Origin of the sequence: Bacillus sp. BF2-3 (genome assembly GCF_008368795.1) — a bacterium.
Taxonomy (GTDB): domain Bacteria; phylum Bacillota; class Bacilli; order Bacillales; family Bacillaceae_G; genus Bacillus_A; species Bacillus_A cereus.
This window is the reverse complement of record NZ_QOSA01000056.1, coordinates 17,030-37,687: the sequence shown is the minus strand read 5'-3', so window position 1 is coordinate 37,687 and position 20,658 is coordinate 17,030. Positions and strand designations below refer to the sequence as shown.

The following is a 20,658-nucleotide window of genomic DNA, read 5'->3' as shown; positions in this document are numbered from 1 at the left end:
TTAAGTTGATGGATGTGTGGCGGTACCCCCATTAAAAGTTATAGAGAAAAGGGGCATGTAGAATGGAAGAAAGTCGTATTTCCTTTTAGCAAGAGTTTAAAGAATTTCTTATTATGATTGTCTGTTTTTGGTTCATTATGTTTCTCATGTATGGTGAAAGCCTGTTACAATAGTAAAGAATAAATTGGGTACAAATTGATAATGAAATGGGGAAATATGCTGGATGAAAGCAACCGGAGTAACTAGAAAAGTGGATGAATTAGGGCGTATAGTAATTCCAAAGGAACTTAGAAATACGCTTGGGATTAAAGAAAAATCACCATTAGAGATTTTTGTAGAAGGGGAAGACATCATTTTACAGAAGTATCAGCCTGGTCATGTTTGTGCATTAACAGGAGAAGTGTCAAATCGCAACATAGCATTAGCAAAGGGTAAGATCTCATTAAGTCCAGAAGGTGCAGAACTATTAATAAAAGAAATAGAACAGTACCTTGTCAAATAAGTGCTCCTTTCAAGGGGCTTTTTTTATGGCTAACAAAATAATTTCACGTACCGCAATGTTTTAAAAAACTAAAACAATACAATACAATACTAGTCTACATTTAATCTTGTGTAGACTTCATCCGCTAAATGGAGAATGTATTGTGTATTTTGGATAGATTTTTTGCGAAATATGTCCCTAAAGCAGTATTTCGATTTAAATATGATACGATAGTTATATATTTGTTTTGCTAGTAAAAGGGGATGAGTGTCGATGAAAACCCACATAAAAGTAAATGGAAAAATCCTTCAAACAAATAAAAAATGGTCACATCTCAAGCAAAGACAAAGGCAACATATTTCTAATTGGTTACGTAGAGAATATACACAGTTTGTAAAAATACATTATAGAAAACCTAGGAAGTATGAACATGATGAGATTCTTCATGAAGTGATGAATCAAATACAGGAGCGTGAAATTTGGATTCCTAATGGTGAAGTAAAAAGATATTATCTAAGCAAAATAGGAAAATGGTTTAGAAAAATAGAAAGTGAATGGGAATCACAAATATCCAACAGTGAAAAGTAGCAGGTATTAGAAGAAAAGTAAATACAAAGAAACTAGGGGGCTCATTTCATGTTTAATTTACAAGAAGATATGTATGAACAATTGAAAGAAAAAAAGGGGGAAGTTACTGTATTTTTAAAGAATGGCGTTCCAGTACGTGGGCAGATCCTTGCAACAGATAAATTTACCGTCCTAATGATGGTTCATGGTAAACAACAACTAATCTACAAACAAGTAATCTCTACACTTGCTATTTAATGGGTACCGCCACACATCCATCAACTTAAGAATTCAGAATTACCCCAAAACGAAAAAATGAGCTTTTTGTTACAAGTTAGCACAAAATTTCGTTCTGGGGGTACTATAAAATTTTAGCTTGTTAGTAATGTAAGGCTACCCTAATTCCTAATTAGTTATAATATAAGAAATTCTCTCTATTAGTATATATTTGTGTTTTCCAGTTTCAGAATCCTTATTATAAGGGTTCTTTTTTATATTAAAGGCCTACAAGCTCTCGATAAACTACCGATTATCTCCATTAACAATGACACAAAGTATTTGCCAGAAGGGTTCCGTCTAACTGTAATATTTAAAATAAATCCCTTTATTTCACGACTTTTGGCAAATCGAACAAGACCTAGTTTTGGTAATTTTATTTTGTTTCCTACAACGGCAATATTTTCATTTGTTTGTTTTGTGGTATAAGATTGTACGTTATTCTTTTTAGATTTGAAACGCGGGGCACTATTTTGTTTTTTGAAAAAGCGTATATACGCATCCGCAAGGTTGCGAACAGATGACTGAATGGCAATAATATCCACTTCTTTTAGCCAAACAAACTCTTTCTTCATGGCAGGTAGTTTGGCAGAGCATGTACCATATGTTAAACCTTTCCCAGTTTCTTTGTATGCGTGATCCATAGGGGTAGAAAATGATTGAATACATAGCGAGAACAACCTATCATTTTGCTGATTAGAATTGCTTGAGAGTGATTTGGATAGATACGAAACTTATAGGCTTTATTAATCATCATTTGATTCACCTCCATTTCGGTATATGACTATTATATACCAAACGTACATTCGAAAGGTAGTGAAGTTACACTTTGTGTATGTCAAACAATTAAGGTGGCGCCCTGCCATCCTTTGTTCGAAGCCAATGCATCTCCCACCTACTTACTGGGCTGTGACCCTTCACGCTCCTTGAGGAAGGAGTCTTCTTGGCTAAAATGATAAAAGAAAACTGTATAAGGTGAGGGAATAAAGATTCAACACCACGGATTATCAATAATTGAAGTGTTAATGATTATATTAAAAAAGAACCTTCAATAGGTTCTTTTTTATAGTTGGTAAATATGTTATCAACAATAGATGGTAATAAAGATAGAAATCTAGACACTTTTTATTAATGGGCTAAGTTTTCTTAGGAAGAAATCTATTTCTCATGACTGATCGCTAGATATAATAGGATATATCATTTATTAATTTGGGTGGGTGATTTAGCTTTTAGAGTTTACCACAATTAAATTTAAATTTTGTTTAGGGACAAAATGTTAAAGTTATACATTCTGAATTAACAGAAAATTAAGGTGGTAAAAATCCTATTAAATCTTTTATCAGGTAACTCATATTTCTTTGGCCTTATTTTCATGGTATTACCGAACGTTTATATGTCTCTAAGGGAAAGAAATGCTTTAAGTTTTATTACCATCTAATGTTTGATTAAGATGGTAACATGAAAATAAAACGTTTACAACTAAAAAATAAAGAAAAAATATAAAAATTCGACTTTTTTCGACATTGCTACTATGAGAGAAAGAATCTAAATTAAGTACATGTCTATAAACAGCTTTCTAAAATTGGGGTAGTTGCAAATCCTCATCGAATAGAACAGGTTATAACTAAATTTATTACAAATGCGATTCGTTACACACCAGAACATGAGAATATAATTATTTCTACAATAGAAGAGAACGAACGTGTAAAAGTATGTATAGAAAATAAAGGGGCTCATATCGAGCCAGAACACTTAGAAAAAATATGGGTTCGTTTTTATCGAGGAGATACGTCTCGTCAACGTTCTAAAGGTGGAACAGGATTAGGCCTTGCGATTTCAAAGAATATACTAGACCTGCATGGTGTGGAATATGGTGTATTGAATACAGAAGATGGAGTATTATTTTTCTTCTATTTAAATAAAGACGTGTAGAATTTTCGTTCTACACGTCTTTATCATTTTTAAACAAAATCGACATTATCTGCATCTTATCTTTATCTGTTTCTATTAATCTATTTATTGTAAGTATCAGTTGAAACTAATGATTCAGTCGAGTAAAGGCTCAGCTTTATAAATAATTAATATGAAAATCAATAGAGAGAGGATCGGAAAATAATGAAAAAATCACAAAATAAGAAAAAAACAAGTGTAGTAACTAAGGGAATACTATCTCTAGGAGTTGTTTTAGCAACGACCTTTTTCACGTTCTTTTTAATAGGGAAATGGAACTCTATTCCAGCGAAAGGAGTAGCTAAAGAAAGTATGAAACAAGTTAACACGCAGCAACAAGAAAAGAAAAATGAAACATCACCGACAAAACAAAAAAGACCTGATGGAAAACCGGTAGGAAAGGTTGTTTATTTAACATTTGATGATGGTCCTAGCGAATTAACTGGGAAATTTTTAGATGTACTAAAAGAGCAAAATGTCGCTTCGACATTTTTTATGCAAGGTAGCAATTTACAAAATACAGGTTTTCAGGAAAATGTAAAACGAGCAGTAAAAGAAGGGCATTATATTGGTGCACATAGTATGACACATAATAGTGATAAGTTATACAAAAAAGGACAATTTGTACCAGAGATGAAAGAAACGTTAGATCTTATCCATGATATTACGGGTACAACTCCTAAACTAGTCCGTCCACCATATGGATCTGCACCAGGATTAAAGGGTGAGGAAATTCGTAATCAAATTGTAGAAGCTGGAATGAAAGTTTGGGATTGGACAATTGATTCAAATGATTGGAAATTAAAAGATAATCCCCAGCAAATTATAGAGGATGTAAAACGTACAACAACAGAAGATGTAGAAGTAGTGTTAATGCATGAAAAACCACAGACATTACAAGCACTTCCAGAAATCATTAAATTTTATAAGGAAAGAGGATATGAATTTGGAGTATACAATGAATCGGATCATTTTCAACTAAATTTCCAGAAAGATCAACGTCTATAGTATATACATGATTATCTTTAAAATTTGGTTTTTATCAGTAAAACTGTTATCTAATTTTACTAATAAAAGCACGGTAAGGAAGGAAATTGTATATGATAAAAAAAATAATTACAATCCCATTGATAGGTACCATCGCCTTATCAGCTTGCGGAAATCCAGATAATAAGACAGATATTACTAGTCCAGCCCCTAAAATTGACTCTTCTTCTACCACTTTTGAAAAAGAGCACATCTCTTCGTCTAATATAGATACTTCGACATTTAAATCTATTTTTGAATCAAGTGTATTTTTAGGGGATTCCATTACAGATGGACTTCATGATATTGACATATTAGACGAAAAAAACATTGTAAGTGGTATAGGGAAATCAATTGGAGATGCTCAAAAAAATATAGAGCAAGTGGCCAATCAAAAACCAAAAAATATATTTATTCTACTTGGGTTATGTAATCTTACTGAAACAAAAGAATCTGCAGTAACCCAATATACTCAATTGATTCAAAAAATAAAAGAAAAATTACCTGATACAAAAATAAATATCCTGTCAATTACACCAGTTACACCAGAACGTACACAAAAAGAAGAGCGTTATAAAAATATTAATGATTTTAACGAAGGATTTAAAATGATAGCAAAGAAAGAACAAGTGAATTTTATCGATTTGTCCCCGATATTTAAAGATAATTCAGATCTCTATGTTGAGGATGGCATACATTTTAAGCCGGAATTCTACCCAATTTGGTTGGAATATTTAAAAAATCAATTAAAATAAACAAAAATATTTTTGTATTATTAAATTACTATTTTTAATGTGTGTATTGTTTATACAAAGCTAATATAAAAAGGAAGTGAACTTTTGCAACTAGCAAAAATTCGCTTCCTTTTTTATTTAAACCAACTCATATTTCCTATCTTGAAATCGACCATTACCAAATCATTTCATTGATTATTAAACACATTTTTTTAAATCAAATCCCATATTTAACCTCAGAAATATAAGCATCAAATTATTCTTGTGTTAAGTTATTTAATAACTAATTTTCAAACTGTTGATTCTTTAAATTATATCTATATAATCTGCATCTTATCTTTACCAGTAACGATTAATCTATATTTTGTAAACGAAAGGTTCATATTGAAAAAAATAGCATCGTTATATACACCATCGCTTACGAAATAATGATTTGAGAGGAAGATATAAATGTTAAAGAAAGTATGTGTTTGTCTACTTACGGGGGTCATTTCCTTGTCCTCCGCAGCCTGTGTAAATAATAGGACTGAAAAAACATCAAGTGAGGTTACTCAAAATGCTACGCATGAGAAAACATCGAAAGATAGTGCGTATAAATCTATTTTTAAAAACAGTGTATTCTTTGGTGATTCCATTACTGAAGGGATGATTGATCAGGAATTAATCGGTGATCAAAATATTATTGCTGACAAGGGGAAAGTTACAGCAATGGCTATAGAGAAAGATGTTAATAAAGTAGTAGAAAAAAACCCTGAACATATTTTTATGAGCTTTGGAACGAATGATTTACTGATGCCTATGGACCTCGAAGGAAAACCTATCGAAAATCCAGTTAAGTTTTCAATTGATAATTATTCCAAATTAATACAGAAAATAAAAGAGAAACTTCCCAATGTAAGCATACACCTTTTATCTGTTACACCAGTTATGGATAGCGTATTACAGGAATATCCGCAATATAAACATATTGATGAATATAACGTAAAACTTAAAGAATTAGCAAAAGCTGAGAAAGCAGAGTACATTGATTTATCTCCAATCTTTGAAAAGAACAAAGATTTACATGATCAAGATGGTGTACATTTTAAAGCAGATTATTACAAACTATTACTTGAACAATTAAAAGGTTCTGTTAAGTAGTATCTATACTTAAAATTTACAGTTCGTATGTAAGGACTGTAAATTTTAAGAAAAAACAATTGTAGGAGGTGAAAGAACAGTGGTGTTCAGTAGTTTAATTTTTCTTTTCATGTTCTTGCCATTAGCTCTTATTATTTATTACGTATCACCTAAAGTACTTCGGAATTTTATATTATTTATCGTCAGTCTCATTTTTTATGCATGGGGTGAGCCGGTGTATATAGTCATTATGATATTCTCTACCATATTTGACTATGTTAATGGCGTGCTTATAGATAAATATAGAGATCGCAAGAGTATTTCAAAAGTGATATTTATTAATTCCATAATAATAAATTTAGGGATACTTGGTTTCTTCAAATATTATGGTTTCGTGGTGGAAAATATCAATACGATTTTTAACTTAAATATTCAGGTGGAGACCCTTCCTCTTCCAGTGGGAATCTCTTTTTATACTTTTCAAACCATGTCTTATGTAATTGATGTTTATTTAGGAAAAGTACAAGCGCAAAAAAACATTATTTCTTTTGGTACCTATGTTACGATGTTTCCTCAACTTGTTGCAGGCCCTATTGTAAAATACAGTGATATCGATAAACAATTACAAGAAAGAAAAGTAACATTAGATCGTTTTGGTGAAGGTATGGAATTATTTATTAGAGGACTGGCGTTAAAAGTACTTTTAGCTAATAATATAGGACTTCTTTGGTCAAGTGTAAAAGAAACTTCTATATCAGAACTTACAATCATTACAGCATGGATCGGGATTATTGCTTTTGCTTTCCAAATTTATTTTGACTTTAGAGGATATTCAGCTATGGCTCAAGGACTAGGTAAAATGTTTGGATTTGATTTTCCAGAAAACTTTAACTATCCCTATATCTCAAAAAGTGTAACCGAATTTTGGCGTAGATGGCACATATCATTAGGTTCGTGGTTTAGAGAGTATGTATACATTCCTCTCGGCGGAAATCGGACTGGATTAATTAAGCAACTTAGAAATTTACTTATAGTTTGGTTCTTAACAGGATTGTGGCATGGAGCGAACTGGAATTTTATTGTTTGGGGATTGTATTTTGGATTATTTGTAACACTAGAAAAGCTATTTCTTTTAAAATGGCTTAAAAATAGGATGAGCTTTATCGGACATGTGTATACACTTATCATTGTTCTAATTGGATGGGTATTTTTTGAATTTGAAAACTTATCAGTAGCAATGGATTTCATAGGAACAATGTTTGGCTTTAATCAATCCGTTTTCTTGGATAATAAAACTCTATATTATGTAACAACTAATTTTATACTATTTATTGTCCTTGCATGTTGTTCAACCCCATTCCCCAAAAAGACAATTGTATATATTAGAGAAAAACTGAAGTTACCAGGTGCTATTGGCATTCCAGTTTTTTATGTCATATTAGCAGCTCTTTCAACTGCGTATTTAGTGAATGACACTTATAATCCATTCTTATATTTTAGGTTTTAATGATAGCCTATAGAGTAATGAAATTGTATTTAGTTTGAAAGAGGTGAGTTATTTGAATCGGTATGAAAAAATATACAAACAAACAATGGCAGGATTATTGATACTCTTTATAGGGGGAATGTTCGGTATAAATGTACTAACTCCCAATAAAACATTCTCAGATGAAGAGAATAGAAAGCTAGAACAGTTTCCAGCGTTCTCTTTCCAAAATCTTATAGAAAAAAAGTTTACCTCTAACTACGAAAAATATGTATCTGATCAGTTTGCATTCAGGGACTTTTGGATAAACGTGAAATCTGATGTGGACCACAAATTAGGAAAGAAAGAGAATAATGGTGTGTATATCGGTAAAGATGGTTTTTTACTTCAAAAGTTTAGTGAGCCTGAAGAACAAGAGGTAAAAAACAAAATAGAAGCAATAAATGATTTTCATACTGCAAATCCTAATGTGAAAATGCAAGTCATGTTAGTACCAACAGCAATTAGTATTTTGGAAAATAAACTCCCAAATTATGTTTCTCATGGCGACGAGCTTACGTATATTAATAAAGTAAAAAAATCCTTAGATAAGGATATAAATTTTATAGATGTATATCCTGTATTGAGCTCAAAAAAGGATGAATATATATATTATAAAACCGATCATCATTGGACCACCAAAGGCGCATATTATGCCTATCAAGAGCTGGGTAAAAACATGCAGTTTACTCCTAATAAAAGTGATTCATTCAACATTAAACAAATTACAAATAGCTTTTATGGATCTCTATATTCAAAAGCAGGCTTTAGAAATATAGCCCCTGATAGTATTGAATTATATGAACCAAAGAAAGCTAACAAATATAAAGTAGAGTATAGTGATGAAAGCAAAACGTCAACTTCTCTTTATGAAATGAAGAACATCACGAAAAAAGATAAATATACTGTATTTTTCAATGGGAATCATCCATTGATAAAAATAAAAACTGATAATACGAACGGGAAAAAATTATTAGTTGTCAAAGATTCTTATGCAAATTCTTTACTGCCTTTTTTACTACCACATTTTAGTGAAATTCAAATAGTCGACCTTAGATACTATACAGATAGTGTAAATATGTTGGTACAGAAAAATAAAATTAATGATGTGTTAGTGCTTTATAATGGAAATACTTTCTTTGAAGATTCATCTATAAATAATTTATCTGAATAAGAGAATTAATTGTATTTAATATATGTCCTAGCTATCAAGAGCATTATCCTCGTCTTTAATTAATTTATGTTTATGGTGATATTCATTAAATAGGAATCGTTAGAATCCTTGTTTAAATTAAATGTTTGAAACAACTAAATGAAAAGGAGAAGTTAAACTAATGATAAATTTGTTGAAACTTTTTAATATAAAATTCGTTATTACTATTATTGTTTGTACGATTACTTTAGGAGCTTTAAGCGGTTGTTTTGGAAAAAAGGAAAACGTTCATAACCTTTCAGCTACAGAAATAGGGGAGAAGATTAAACAAGTTACTAATCTAGAAGAAATGAAGGAAGGGGATAGTAAAAAGCTTCAAAAGCTATATAACATAAATCCTGATGAAGTCGAGAGCTTTGTGTTATATACTGCTTCTACGAATATCAAAGCTGATGAAATTACAACGATTAAAGTAAAAGATATGAAAAATGTAGAAAACATTAAAGAGAAAATTTCAAGTAGGATTGAAAAAAAATCAAAAAGCTTTAAAGACTATCTTCCAAACGAATATTTCTTAATAGAAAAACATGTCTTGAAAACAAAAGATAACTATATCTTGTTAGCAATATCAAAGGATGCTGATAAAGTTGAAAAAACATTTGATGAAATTCTTAAGTAATATAAGCTTAACAAAACAGGGTGTTTTGTCATTTAAGGTTTTTTAGAAATTGGTTCTTGATAACGTACGAAATTTGCATTTTGTTGGCAATACCTCATTTAGTATCTAGTTGGTATATTTTGTCTTATTTCCCCTTTTCGGGGGATGGACAAAAACACCCTATAAGTGAATTATTTGTATTCCTGTTTATATAATTTAAACGAATAAATAGCTCCAATAAAGAATATAAAAGCTTCAAATAATATAAAGATTTGACGGAAATTCTCAGCAGCAACTAGTCTACAAGCAAGCTATTTCCACAATTCTTAAGTAATTCTTATTCCTTTTTCGAGGAAAGAGGAACTAACACAAAAAAAGAAGATTGATCTCAATCTTCTTTACAAAAAGGAACAGATGACAGATTACTACTCCAACTCTTAATCAAGTATAGATTAATGTATAGGAATATTCAATTAGTTTTGAACTTTCTCAACTTATCTTTTTTCTTTGTATCAGAAATCTACAAAGAAAAAAGATAAGATCGGGAACACAATCTTATCTTTAGCACAAGGAGTAAACAAAAGGATAACTATCATATTGTTATTATAATTTATTTTTTGTTAATTTTAAATATTAAAACCATACTTAGCAAGTATATCTATATTGAGAAATTTATTACAAAATTTGTTATAAATGACTTAAAACTCCAAAGTAAACTTTTATCCAAAAGTTTACTTTGGAGTTTTAAGTCTACAGAAAAGGCATAATCCCTTTGTTTTTAGTGAATCTATATTACGAAATTTATTACAAAATTTGTTATAAATGACTTAAAACTCCAAAGTAAACTTTTATCTTACTTTGGAGTTTTAAGTCTACAGAAAAGGCATAATCCCTTTGTTTTTAGTGAATCTATATTACATTTTTAATGAAAATAAACAAAGACTTTTTCTTATAAAAATTTTGTTTTATTAAGGAAATAAAATATACTAGACTATAAATCAATTTATAGAATGAGGTATAATACATTGAATAAACGACATATTTTTATAGGTGCTGCAATGAGCAGTATTTTATTATTATCTGCATGTGGTAATTCTGATAATCTTGTTACATCGAAATCAGGAAATTTGACACAAGAAGAATTTAATAAAAAGTTAAAAGAGACAGCAGGAAAACCTGTTTTACAACAAGTAATGTTAGACAAGATTTTATTAGATAAATATAAAGTTTCAGATGATGAAGCAAAGAAAAAAGTTGAAGAATTAAAAAAACAAATGGGCGATAATTTTAAAGCTTATTTAACACAAGCTGGTGCTAAAGATGAAGATGATTTTAAAACGAAAATAAAAACGCAAATAGCCTTTGAAAAAGCTGTTAAAGCTTCAGTTACGGAAAAAGAAATGAAAGAATACTATAAACCAAAATTAAAGGCAAGTCATATTTTAGTAAAAGATGAAAAAACGGCGAAAGAAATAAAAGAAAAATTAAATAATGGAGAAGATTTTGCAGCATTAGCAAAACAATATTCAGAAGATCCTGGTTCAAAAGAACAAGGTGGAGAATTACCTGAGTTTGGTCCAGGTGAAATGGATTCTAAATTTGAAGAAGCTGCTTATAAATTAGAAGCTGGACAAGTAAGTGATCCAATAAAATCTTCTCATGGTTACCATATTATTAAATTAACAGAGAAAAAAGAGTTAAAACCTTTTGATCAAGAAAAAGATAATATTCGTAAGGAATTGGAACAGAAGCGTTCACAAGATCAACAATGGCAACAACAATTCTTTAAAGATTTATTCAAGAAAGCAGATATAAAAATAACAGATAAGGATTTAAAAGATACTTTTAAAGAATTTGAAAAATAAAGCTATGTACAAAAAAATAACCCCTAGGGGTTATTTTTTTGTACATAGCTTTAAACGAATGAAATAAAATCTACTTACTTGCCTTAAAAATAAGTAGGGGTGTTCATTTCATTTTTATTATATCATCTTATATCTTAATTATTTCTTTTTATAAAAACTAACTATGTTATTGTCATATTTATGTTGAATAAGAGTTCTCTCCATTTCGCTATCAAGCTAAGGTTTTGAAGTACCCCCTAAATGAAATTTTTCTTTCTCTACAGATAGTGACTTTGAGAAGGTAGTTCATTTTTTCGTTTTGGGGGCGTTTGTTTTTCTTAAGTTGATGGGTATGGGGTAATATAAAGTTTTAGCTTGATAGCGATGAGGTGGTACCCCATATTTACCTTTTCTCTTTAATCATGTGAACGGTTTCTACTTCAGAAAGAATGGCTGTAGATGTGTCAAAATATTTGTACGCTAGCATAGAACAAGAGCATTGCTTCTTAATTAGTCAATGCTCTTGTTTTATTATGTTATTCATGTACTTTTGTTGTTTAAGTCGCATACCATCAGGTTACGGAAGCTCAAATTGTACCATAAAAAGAACGGCTGGCTAAGAATTGGGACAGGGCAGTGGATTTATTATGACTCTAGTTATATCGACTATGACAGATTATAAAAGACTTAATAGTTAAAAGAACAGGTCATATTCGGATATATAACTTACTTTCAGGTTGTGAAGAAGACTTTCTCCACAACCTGTTTTTGTGCCTGGCCTCCCTTTACCTATCAATACTGATAAAAAGAGGAGAAGGAGGGACTCATTATGATGTTGGCATCGGTAAATCAATGAGATTCTTTTCTTTAATTTTCCTTTTGGAACACAGTTTTTTATTAGCTTGATGGACATGAGGTGCCCTCTATAAGAAAAATATCTGTCTTAATTGAAAAGTTTTTTAGTTGTAACAGTTAATTTTTTGAATTGCTTCCGTAACATTAAATGGTCAATTTTTTGTAACATACCTAAAAAAAGCGTCACAGTAATGTGAAGGAAACATGGAAAAGTATTAATGTATTTCTATTATTATTTATTTGTAGCTTTTAAAGTATTTAAAACGATTTTGGTTGCATCTGCAATAAGTTTATCATCGTATGTAGCATCTTCTTTGTCATGATTAGAAAGGATGGCAAGAACAATTGGTTTTTTATTTGGTGGCCAAATAATTGCAATATCATTCCTTGTTCCATAAGAACCTGCACCTGTTTTATCAGCTACTTCCCATCCTTTTGGTACGCCCGCACGAATTAATTTATCCCCAGTCGTGTTTCTCTTCATCCAATCTACTAATAGTTCACGTTTCTCAGATGGTAGTACAGTTCCTAATGTAAAAGATTGAAGTGTCTTAGCGATTGCTTTTGGTGTACTCGTATCATGTGTTTCTCCTGGATTTACTTCATTTAATTCAGGTTCAAATCGCTCGGAATTAGTAACAGTATCACCAATTTCCCTCAAGATTTTTTCAAATGCGGATGGACCACCTAACTTTTTAAGAATTAAATTATGTGCTGTACTGTCACTATATCGAACAGAAGCATCTGCAAGTTCTTTTAATGTCATTCCTGTATCCACATGCTTTTCAGTAATTGGATTATAATTAGAAAGGTCTTCACGCGTATACGTAATCCTTTCATTAAGAGCTTCTATTGAGTTCTGACGTAAAAGAGCGCCCGCTGCTAATGATTTAGATGTAGAGGCAAATGCAAAACGATCATCTGATCGATAAGAAACAGTTTGATTCGTACCAGTATCCAGTGCATAAATACCGAGCTTGGCATCGTATTCTTTTTCAAGTTTAGCAAAAGAATCATCACCAGTATTTTCTTGTTTAATTGGATTTGTTTGTTTCGTTTGTTTAGGTGATTCAGATGGAGTATTACTATTGGAACAGCCTATTAGTGTTACACATGAAAGTAATACGACAGGTACAATCTTTTTGTAATGTGTAATGTTAAAGAACTTGCTTAATATGAACATAAATTTTCAACCTCTTTCAAGAATATATGGTTTTTCATACTGATGTAAGTAAAGAGAATATGGGGTAACAATCCTTCTGCAGCTAAAATTTTATAGGTTAAAGCACATGTAAGATATTTATATGATTGATAAGCTAGTGTTTGAGTTATTCCTTCTTCAATCTCACTTGCAATGCTTTACCTGTAAAAGGATTAAGCTTGTACCTCTTAAATACTCACCCTTCTTTTGCATCCTTTTCCTTTTCAAAATAAAAGTCCTTTCATATTTTTGTAATACATAAAATTAGATTTCAAACGGGATTTATTATATCTAAATTGAACATCTAATTTTAGGAACACATTTAATAGACAATCTAAGTAATAAAATTGTTCCACTTTAATATGAGGAAGAACTTGATGTTTAAATAAAAACAAAAGTAAATTTTTGCCCAGCAGTTTACGTTCATGATATTAATTCTTATACGTGTTTGGTAAAGAAAACATAATAAATTGCAAAAAAATACCGAAATCGAGTTCGGTATAGTGATGTACATATAAAAAACTTCTCTTTGCTATATCTCCCAAAAAGAGTCATTGCTAAGAGAATTATAAACTGTATTTTCAGAAATGTTACAAGCGTGTAAGAAAAATGTAAGGTAATTCAATATGAGAAAAATAATCTCACTACTACAATGAATAACAGATACGTTCACGAAAAAAATCTGTGTTGGGATATCAAGTTATTTTAGTTCTTAAAATATTTGACCGAGTATTACAGTTTAAATGAAGAAATACAAAACTAGACCATCAATAATGACAAGACAAAATATGATTCTATTTTTCTTACAGATTGTAGTTACTATGATTCACAACGCTTTTGCATTTCTAACTTGGCATCAATTAGGGCAAAAAACAAATCGGAAAATGTCCGCTATTCAAAGCATAATTGTTATATTAGTAAGATTAATTTGCATGCAAATTATTTACTTCCTTATTATTAGATTTCACTATATAAAACGCATATATACAAAATTATATTCAAAAAAAGATAACCCCCAAAATGAAAGTGTATACGTAGTCAATAGACCATGGATACCAGGATATAATCTTATGTTAATTATTATTAGGAGTAACAATCTATCTAGAATAGTATATAAAAACTATTAAATATTTAATTCATAAAAACAGAGGTGTAAAATGAACTTTATTTTCGATCTAATCGCTAGTTTTGCGATTTCTGCGATACTACTCACATTCTTGTTACTACTTGTATTTGTTTTTAGCTATTTTGTAGTATACAAAAAGTTATGTAAAGGAGAAAAAAAGCTTACTGTACAACAAATTATATTGTTTGTATTAATAGTAGGATACTATTCCTTTGCATTATCAGCTACTTCATTTGGTCGTTCAGATGATATGGTTTTTGCAAGAACGTTTGATTTCGATGTACTTAGTGTTTATAAAAAAGCGTGGAATAACTTTTCGTTTTCTTCTTTTTTTCATATTATTTTAAATATAGGTATGCTGTTTCCGTTAGGAATTTTATTTCCTTTATTTAGTAAGGTTTTTCAAAAAACAAAATGGATGTTAATTATCTCAATTATAGCAAGTTTATTGATTGAAATTCTTGAATTTACACTGCAACGCGGAAGTATGGAACTAGCGGATTTACTTCATAATACTTTAGGCATGATGCTAGGATATTCTGTGTTAAACATAGTTCTTATATTGTTGAAAAAAAATGAAACAGATACAAAAATAATCAAATATTTATACCTTCCCATTACAGTAAGTTTCGTCGCACTCGGAATAATGATTTCGTATCAAATGAAGGAATTTGGAAATATGCCTATTGATCCCATTACAAAAATTGATATGTCTCAAGTTACTATAAAAACATCAATAGAGTTAAAAGACGAAGGGAAAAAAATGCCTGTTTACAAAGCTTACGGTACAAAAAAATCAAATGTTCGAGATGTTGAAATTCTGTCTCCAAAGGAAGCATTTCAAAAACTGAAACAAGGAGAATTTGATCCTATAGGATCTTTCAAAGCAGGTGATACCTTATTCATTACAAAATATAATATAGATTACTACACTGATACAAAAGGTTTCTCTCAACCTATATATGTTTTTGAAGTACATTTAAATGATAATGACGAAGATATTTGGTCTCAACCTATTTCCGCAAGAAAATAACGTAAATTTGGTTCTGCTGCAAATTTTTTAAGAAATAAACAGAGACATGAATGTATGATGAAATATTATGAAGAGGCTACTAGTAATGGCTATAATTCATGATATATCGAAAAGGCGGAGTCCGTTTGAAGACTTCGCTTTTGTTTGTATAGTACATGCACAGGGGATAAGGGCATCATCAATCAACTCTCATACTTAATGTGTAAATTTAGGGGGGATTTCCTATATGAAAATAGTAAAAGAATTAGTAAAGAATACACAGGAAAGGTTTCACATATAGCACTTTCAAGTATTAATTTAACAATTACAGAGGGAGAATTTGTAGGGATTATGGGCCCTTCTGGTAGTGAGAAAACAACATTATTGAATATGATTTCTACTATTGACTCGCCAACATCAGGCAGTGTATATATTCATAACACAATGATTTGGTCATATTTCGCAGACAGGATTTACGATTCGTCTTTCAATCCTTTAATCTGTTGCATACATTAACAGTAAAAGAGAATAGGGTTCTTCCGCTCGTATTAGATGGCATAAATGTGAAAAGAATAAATAAACGAGTAGAATCTATTTCAAAAAAATTAGGAATCGGTGAAATTTTAAATAAACGAACATATGAAATTTCTGATGGACAAGCACAGCGAATAGTGATTGCCCGTGCACTCATTCATTCTCCTAAATTGGTTCTTGTCAATGAGCCAACAGGAAACTTAGATTCTAAAGCTTCTCAAGATGTAATGGAGTTATTAACACAATTAAATAAAGAGGAAAAGGCAACAATGATGTTAGTAACGCACAATCCAGTTGCTGCAAGTTACTGTGACCGCATAATTTTTATTAAAGATGGCCAGTTTTTCAATGAAGTTAATTGTAAAGACGATCGTCCATTATTCTATAATAAAATTATGGATAGTCTTTCTATGTTAGGGGGGAATAAACATGACTTTTCGACAACTTGCACTCAATAATGTTTTACGGAATAAACGAATATATCTAGGTCATTTTTTTAGTAGTACATTTGCGGTATTGATTTTTTTCACTTATGGGCTACTTGTCTTTCATCCGAACCTACAAGGTGAACTAACTCATGTAAGTACCATCATGAGTACATTTGGGAAAATAGGATTTCATTTATCGTATTACTTAATCTTTGTTTTTTCTTTCTTATTTATTTTCTATTCTGTTAGTGCATTTCTAAAAAATAGAAAAAAAGAGTTTGGATTATTAATGTTACACGGAATGTCTCATCAACAGCTTCATCGATTAATTTTTTTCGAAAATATGTTGATTGGAATCCCTTCTATAGTAGTAGGAATCGGACTAGGAATGGTTTTTTCTAAATTGTTTTTACTGGTTAGTGGGTCTTTATTAGGAGTAGAGCAAACGTTAGCATTTTACTTTCCATTCAAGGCAATAGTAGTAACAGCAATGTCCTTTTTTGTTTTATTTCTACTTATTTCATTGTTCACATCAAAAATGGTGAAAATGAATGAGCTTGTAGAACTTATAAAATCAGAGGAAAAACCAAAACCTGAGCCAATAGTGTCTGTTTGGATATCCTTGTTGGTACTTATTTTATTTGGTGCGGGTTACTCCTGCGTTCATCACAGTATCGCTGCTGTCGATTACATGCGTTTAAATCAATTATTCCTACTCGTAGGTGTAGGAGTCGTATTCATTGTATGTGGGACCTATTTTTTCTTTACACAATTGTGTGTATATGTGTTATCTGCTTTAAAAAATAGAGAAACTACATTTTTTAAAAGAACCAATCTCCTTGTTATTTCAGAATTAATGTACCGCATGAAAGATAATGCGATAACGTTTTTTATCGTTTCAATTATATCTGCAGTATCTTTTACAGCAATTGGAGTTTGTACGGCTATCGCAAATCCTGAATTGGCAAAACATGAGACCCCATATGCATTTACCTATCGATCGGATAAGGGTAATATACAAGAAAAAGTGCATATTGATGAGATAAAAAAGCAATTAAAAGAATCTGGATTTTCTTATAAACTTGTAGCAACAAAATTTATAAGGGCACAAAGTGGGCCGGCTTTAATTAATCTTTCTACGTATAATGAATACGCTAAAAAATTAGGGTATGAAATAGAGAAATTAACAAATGAAAATGAAAGTATCGTTATACGATCAGAGAAAAACCACAAATATGCTGAGGATCTAGAACCTTTTGAATTAAGGCATGGTGAACTAGAAGTACCACTTGCTGTTCAAAAAACAGTTTATATCCCAGAATTTACGGGCACGTTTGTTAAACCTGTTATTGTCTCTGATGCTGTTTACAGCAAAGTCCTAAATATACAAGAAGAAAGTATACTCCGGGATTACACTATATACGGTTTTATCGTTAAAAATTGGTCTGAAACAAGTAGGATTTCTACAAACCTTATGAAGTTCATTGGTACGAATCAAGAGGATTATTATGCCTTTTCATCTTTATATTTAAAATGGATTGAATTGAAACAACAAAACGGATTACTTTCTATTTCAAGTGTAATGGTGGGAATTGTATTTTTTGTATTTACGCTAAGCTTTTTATATTTTCGTCTATTTACTGATTTAGAACGAGATCAAGAGCAATATCAAATGATTTCAAAATTAGGATTAAGCCAAAGTGAGTTAAAACAAATCGTAACAAGACAAATGATATTACTATTTTTCTTACCGATTGTAGTGGCTATGGTTCATAGCAGTTTTGCGTTTCTAACGTTTCATCAATTAGGACAAACAGTAAGTAAGGAAATGTCTGTTCTACAAAGCTCAATTGTTGTATTAATAATCTTTATTTGTATGCAAGTGATTTACTTCCTCATTATTAGACATCACTATTTAAAACGCATATGTACAAAAATGTATTCATAAAAAAGATAGGCAAAAAATTAAATGTGCATACTCAATCACTAATTATGGTTGGCTATGCACATTTAGAATGTTAAAAATATACCAAGGTTAATATGTATTTGTTCCGATTTATTTTGATCTTCTTGGCTTAATCAATTGTCAGTAGCTCAAAAAAGGAATCATGGTCTTCCCCCTTTAGATAGCCTTAATGGGTATAAAATTCATAAGTATTTTAGTTTATATGTAAAATGGATATTGTATTTAATGAAGCGCCCTGTAAACAAGGTGCTTTTTCAATTTTATCCTACTTCCCCAATTGGAGAATCAACATACTATTTTAAGTAAAGAAAAAAGATGGATATCATCTCTATTACGTTTATTAATTTAGAAACAATAAATATACACTTTAAAGGACACTTATTGCATTTTAGGGGGGATATAAGATATCATTTTTTTAAAAATAAATAAAACATAAAACGTTAAACGAACTATAAAAATTACACTTAAATTAAAGGAGAGTACGAAATGAATACAATCATGATTGTAGAAGATGATATGAAAATCGCTGAATTACTGGGAACTCATATAAAAAAATATGGATACCAAAATGTTATTATAGAGGATTTTGAAAATATCTTAGAAATATTTCAAGAGATAAAACCAGATCTAGTGCTGTTAGATGTAAATTTACCTAATTTTGACGGTTATTATTGGTGTCGCCAAATACGAGCTATTTCTACATGTCCAATTATATTTCTATCTGCAAGGAGTGGAGAAATGGATCAAGTTATGGCTTTAGAAAATGGTGGTGATGACTACATTACGAAACCTTTTTATTATGAAGTTGTAATGTCTAAAATCCGTAGTCAACTCAGGAGAGCATACGGTGAATATGCTCCTAAAGTAAAAGAACGAATAGTTAAGCATTCAGGGTTATTCTTGTTCCCAGAAAGAATGGAACTTCAACTAAATGATAAGACGATTTTACTTACTAGAAAAGAAACAACTCTATTAGAAATCTTGATAACAAAGTCTCCACTCCTTGTAAAACGTGAAGTGATTTTAGAACAACTATGGGATAGCTCATATATAGACGAAAATACATTGAGTGTAAACATAGGTAGAATTAGAAGGAAATTGCAAGATTTAGGTATCGAAAACGCACTGGAAACAGTTCGTGGTGCTGGATATCGTTTGCATGCTACTTGGGAGAAGGAAGGAAAGGAATAATGAAATTATTTTTACAAGAACATATTCCACTTATTTGTTATACATTTGCCCAATTGCTTATCATTCTTTTTATATATTGGTTTGATGGTTATCCACATATTTTGACAGCATTATATTCTGTATTTTTGGGTGTTTTTTTATTAATGGGTTATTTAATATATCGCTATTATAGTCATCATTCATTCTACAAGCGTCTATCAACACCAATGGAAGGTTTAAATGAGTCAATAAAAGATAGTGATTTGACTCCCTTATCAATGGCCTTAGAAACATTACTACAAACTCAATATCAATATTATCAAAACCAATTAAAAAAATGGGAACGAAAACAGCAAGAACAAATGACTTTTATGAATCAATGGGTTCATCAAATGAAAACACCTCTTTCTGTTATTGAGTTAATTACACAAGATGCGGATGACTCTCGATTTGACAGTATTAATGAAGAAGCGGAAAGAATCAAAAAAGGATTAGAATTGGTCTTATATGTTGCTCGCTTAGAAACATTTGAACAGGATTTTCATGTGGACAGATTGCAGTTATTGGAAATGATTGATTCTGCTATTCATGAAAATAAACGTCTATTTATACGTAGTTATGTGTATCCAGAGGTAAAAGTAGATCCGAATCTTATTGTACAAACAGATAAGAAATGGTTTCGATTTATACTCAATCAACTACTGTCAAATGCAATTAAATATTCATCCAGTAAGCAAGAAAAAGTAATAGTATCGGCGTATTCAAAAGAACGAGCAATTATTTTGGAAGTAAGAGATTATGGAGTGGGTATTCCTACTGCTGATTTACCACGTGTTTTTAATCTGTTTTATACTGGAGAAAATGGTAGGAGATTCAAAGAGTCTACGGGAATGGGATTATATCTTGTTAAAGAAGTATGTGAAAAATTAAATCATAAGATTGAGCTAGAATCTGAGGTAGGTAAGGGAACGAAAGTTAGAATCGTATTCCCGTATGCATCTCGTTAACCGATGAAAGGTATACTTTTCATCGG

The 20,658-nt window shown here is 30.7% G+C and carries 15 protein-coding genes and 7 pseudogenes; 17 read left to right on the top strand and 5 right to left on the bottom strand.

Translation table 11 applies throughout. The annotated features are described in order from the left end of the window. The first annotated feature begins 223 nt into the window (after positions 1-223). The 3 genes from DN401_RS28785 (at position 224) to hfq (ending at position 1,306) form a co-directional block, all read left to right on the top strand. Complete coding sequence (locus tag DN401_RS28785; protein WP_000648344.1) at positions 224-502, top strand: AbrB/MazE/SpoVT family DNA-binding domain-containing protein; 279 nt, start codon at positions 224-226, stop codon at positions 500-502. 252 nt (positions 503-754) lie between these two features. Then, positions 755-1,069, top strand: a complete 315-nt coding sequence (locus tag DN401_RS28780; protein WP_149288101.1) for a transposase — start codon at positions 755-757, stop codon at positions 1,067-1,069. A 48-nt stretch (positions 1,070-1,117) separates the two neighbouring features. After that, entirely contained in the window at positions 1,118-1,306 is a 189-nt protein-coding gene (gene hfq / locus DN401_RS28775) for an RNA chaperone Hfq (protein ID WP_149288100.1), read from the top strand. Positions 1,307-1,581: 275 nt separating this feature from the next. Here hfq and DN401_RS28770 read toward each other — a convergent pair. Further along, positions 1,582-2,081: pseudogene (locus DN401_RS28770) on the bottom strand (RNA-guided endonuclease TnpB family protein); the annotation flags it as partial. 797 nt (positions 2,082-2,878) lie between these two features. Between DN401_RS28770 and DN401_RS28760 the strand changes: the two are divergent. The 7 genes and pseudogenes from DN401_RS28760 to DN401_RS28730 form a co-directional block, all read left to right on the top strand. Beyond that, positions 2,879-3,256, top strand: a pseudogene (locus DN401_RS28760) (sensor histidine kinase); the annotation flags it as partial. A gap of 183 nt (positions 3,257-3,439) precedes the next feature. Beyond that, entirely contained in the window at positions 3,440-4,282 is an 843-nt protein-coding gene (locus DN401_RS28755) for a polysaccharide deacetylase family protein (protein WP_149288099.1), read from the top strand. 92 nt (positions 4,283-4,374) lie between these two features. Further along, positions 4,375-5,055 (top strand): GDSL-type esterase/lipase family protein, encoded by a 681-nt coding sequence (locus tag DN401_RS28750; RefSeq protein ID WP_149288098.1) that lies wholly within the window; start codon positions 4,375-4,377, stop codon positions 5,053-5,055. Positions 5,056-5,484: 429 nt separating this feature from the next. Next, the gene (locus tag DN401_RS28745) at positions 5,485-6,174 is read left to right on the top strand and encodes a GDSL-type esterase/lipase family protein (protein WP_149288097.1); all 690 of its coding nucleotides are present in this window, start codon (positions 5,485-5,487) and stop codon (positions 6,172-6,174) included. Between the two features lie 79 nt (positions 6,175-6,253). Continuing rightward, the gene (locus tag DN401_RS28740) at positions 6,254-7,660 is read left to right on the top strand and encodes an MBOAT family O-acyltransferase (RefSeq protein WP_149288096.1); all 1,407 of its coding nucleotides are present in this window, start codon (positions 6,254-6,256) and stop codon (positions 7,658-7,660) included. A gap of 52 nt (positions 7,661-7,712) precedes the next feature. Beyond that, complete coding sequence (locus DN401_RS28735; RefSeq protein ID WP_149288095.1) at positions 7,713-8,852, top strand: DHHW family protein; 1,140 nt, start codon at positions 7,713-7,715, stop codon at positions 8,850-8,852. A 160-nt stretch (positions 8,853-9,012) separates the two neighbouring features. Then, positions 9,013-9,510: a DUF4358 domain-containing protein gene (locus DN401_RS28730; protein ID WP_149288094.1), complete on the top strand. Its 498-nt coding sequence runs from the start codon at positions 9,013-9,015 to the stop codon at positions 9,508-9,510. A 170-nt stretch (positions 9,511-9,680) separates the two neighbouring features. On the opposite strand, the pseudogene DN401_RS28725 reads toward DN401_RS28730, so the two are convergent. After that, positions 9,681-9,776, bottom strand: a pseudogene (locus tag DN401_RS28725) (6-aminohexanoate hydrolase); the annotation flags it as partial. 738 nt (positions 9,777-10,514) lie between these two features. On the opposite strand from DN401_RS28725, the gene DN401_RS28710 reads away from it, so the two are divergent. Beyond that, positions 10,515-11,354 carry a peptidylprolyl isomerase gene (locus DN401_RS28710; protein ID WP_149288093.1) on the top strand — a complete coding sequence of 280 codons (840 nt, stop codon included), beginning with the start codon at positions 10,515-10,517 and terminating at the stop codon, positions 11,352-11,354. Between the two features lie 382 nt (positions 11,355-11,736). Here the strand turns inward: DN401_RS28710 and DN401_RS30405 are convergent. Together DN401_RS30405 and blaIII are read right to left on the bottom strand one after the other, a co-directional pair. Further along, positions 11,737-11,910 (bottom strand): annotated as a pseudogene (locus tag DN401_RS30405) (IS6 family transposase); the annotation flags it as partial. Between the two features lie 510 nt (positions 11,911-12,420). Further along, positions 12,421-13,371: a class A beta-lactamase BlaIII gene (gene blaIII / locus DN401_RS28705; protein ID WP_061660473.1), complete on the bottom strand. Its 951-nt coding sequence runs from the start codon at positions 13,369-13,371 to the stop codon at positions 12,421-12,423. 788 nt (positions 13,372-14,159) lie between these two features. On the opposite strand from blaIII, the pseudogene DN401_RS30400 reads away from it, so the two are divergent. Together DN401_RS30400 and DN401_RS28690 are read left to right on the top strand one after the other, a co-directional pair. Further along, positions 14,160-14,390 (top strand): annotated as a pseudogene (locus DN401_RS30400) (ABC transporter permease); the annotation flags it as partial. Between the two features lie 156 nt (positions 14,391-14,546). Beyond that, positions 14,547-15,548: a VanZ family protein gene (locus DN401_RS28690; RefSeq protein ID WP_149288092.1), complete on the top strand. Its 1,002-nt coding sequence runs from the start codon at positions 14,547-14,549 to the stop codon at positions 15,546-15,548. Positions 15,549-15,637: 89 nt separating this feature from the next. Here DN401_RS28690 and DN401_RS30605 read toward each other — a convergent pair. Beyond that, a pseudogene (locus DN401_RS30605) lies at positions 15,638-15,718 on the bottom strand (IS6 family transposase); the annotation flags it as partial. 28 nt (positions 15,719-15,746) lie between these two features. Between DN401_RS30605 and DN401_RS28680 the strand changes: the two are divergent. From DN401_RS28680 to DN401_RS28665, 4 genes and pseudogenes are all read left to right on the top strand, one after another. Continuing rightward, positions 15,747-16,519, top strand: a pseudogene (locus DN401_RS28680) (ABC transporter ATP-binding protein). Further along, entirely contained in the window at positions 16,491-18,437 is a 1,947-nt protein-coding gene (locus DN401_RS28675) for an FtsX-like permease family protein (protein ID WP_149288091.1), read from the top strand. The pseudogene DN401_RS28680 and the gene DN401_RS28675 overlap by 29 nt, the downstream one beginning before the upstream one ends. 504 nt (positions 18,438-18,941) lie before the next feature. Continuing rightward, positions 18,942-19,646, top strand: a complete 705-nt coding sequence (locus tag DN401_RS28670; protein WP_149288090.1) for a response regulator transcription factor — start codon at positions 18,942-18,944, stop codon at positions 19,644-19,646. Beyond that, complete coding sequence (locus tag DN401_RS28665; protein WP_149288089.1) at positions 19,646-20,632, top strand: sensor histidine kinase; 987 nt, start codon at positions 19,646-19,648, stop codon at positions 20,630-20,632. Before DN401_RS28670 ends, DN401_RS28665 begins: the two co-directional genes overlap by 1 nt. The last annotated feature ends 26 nt before the right edge of the window (positions 20,633-20,658 follow it).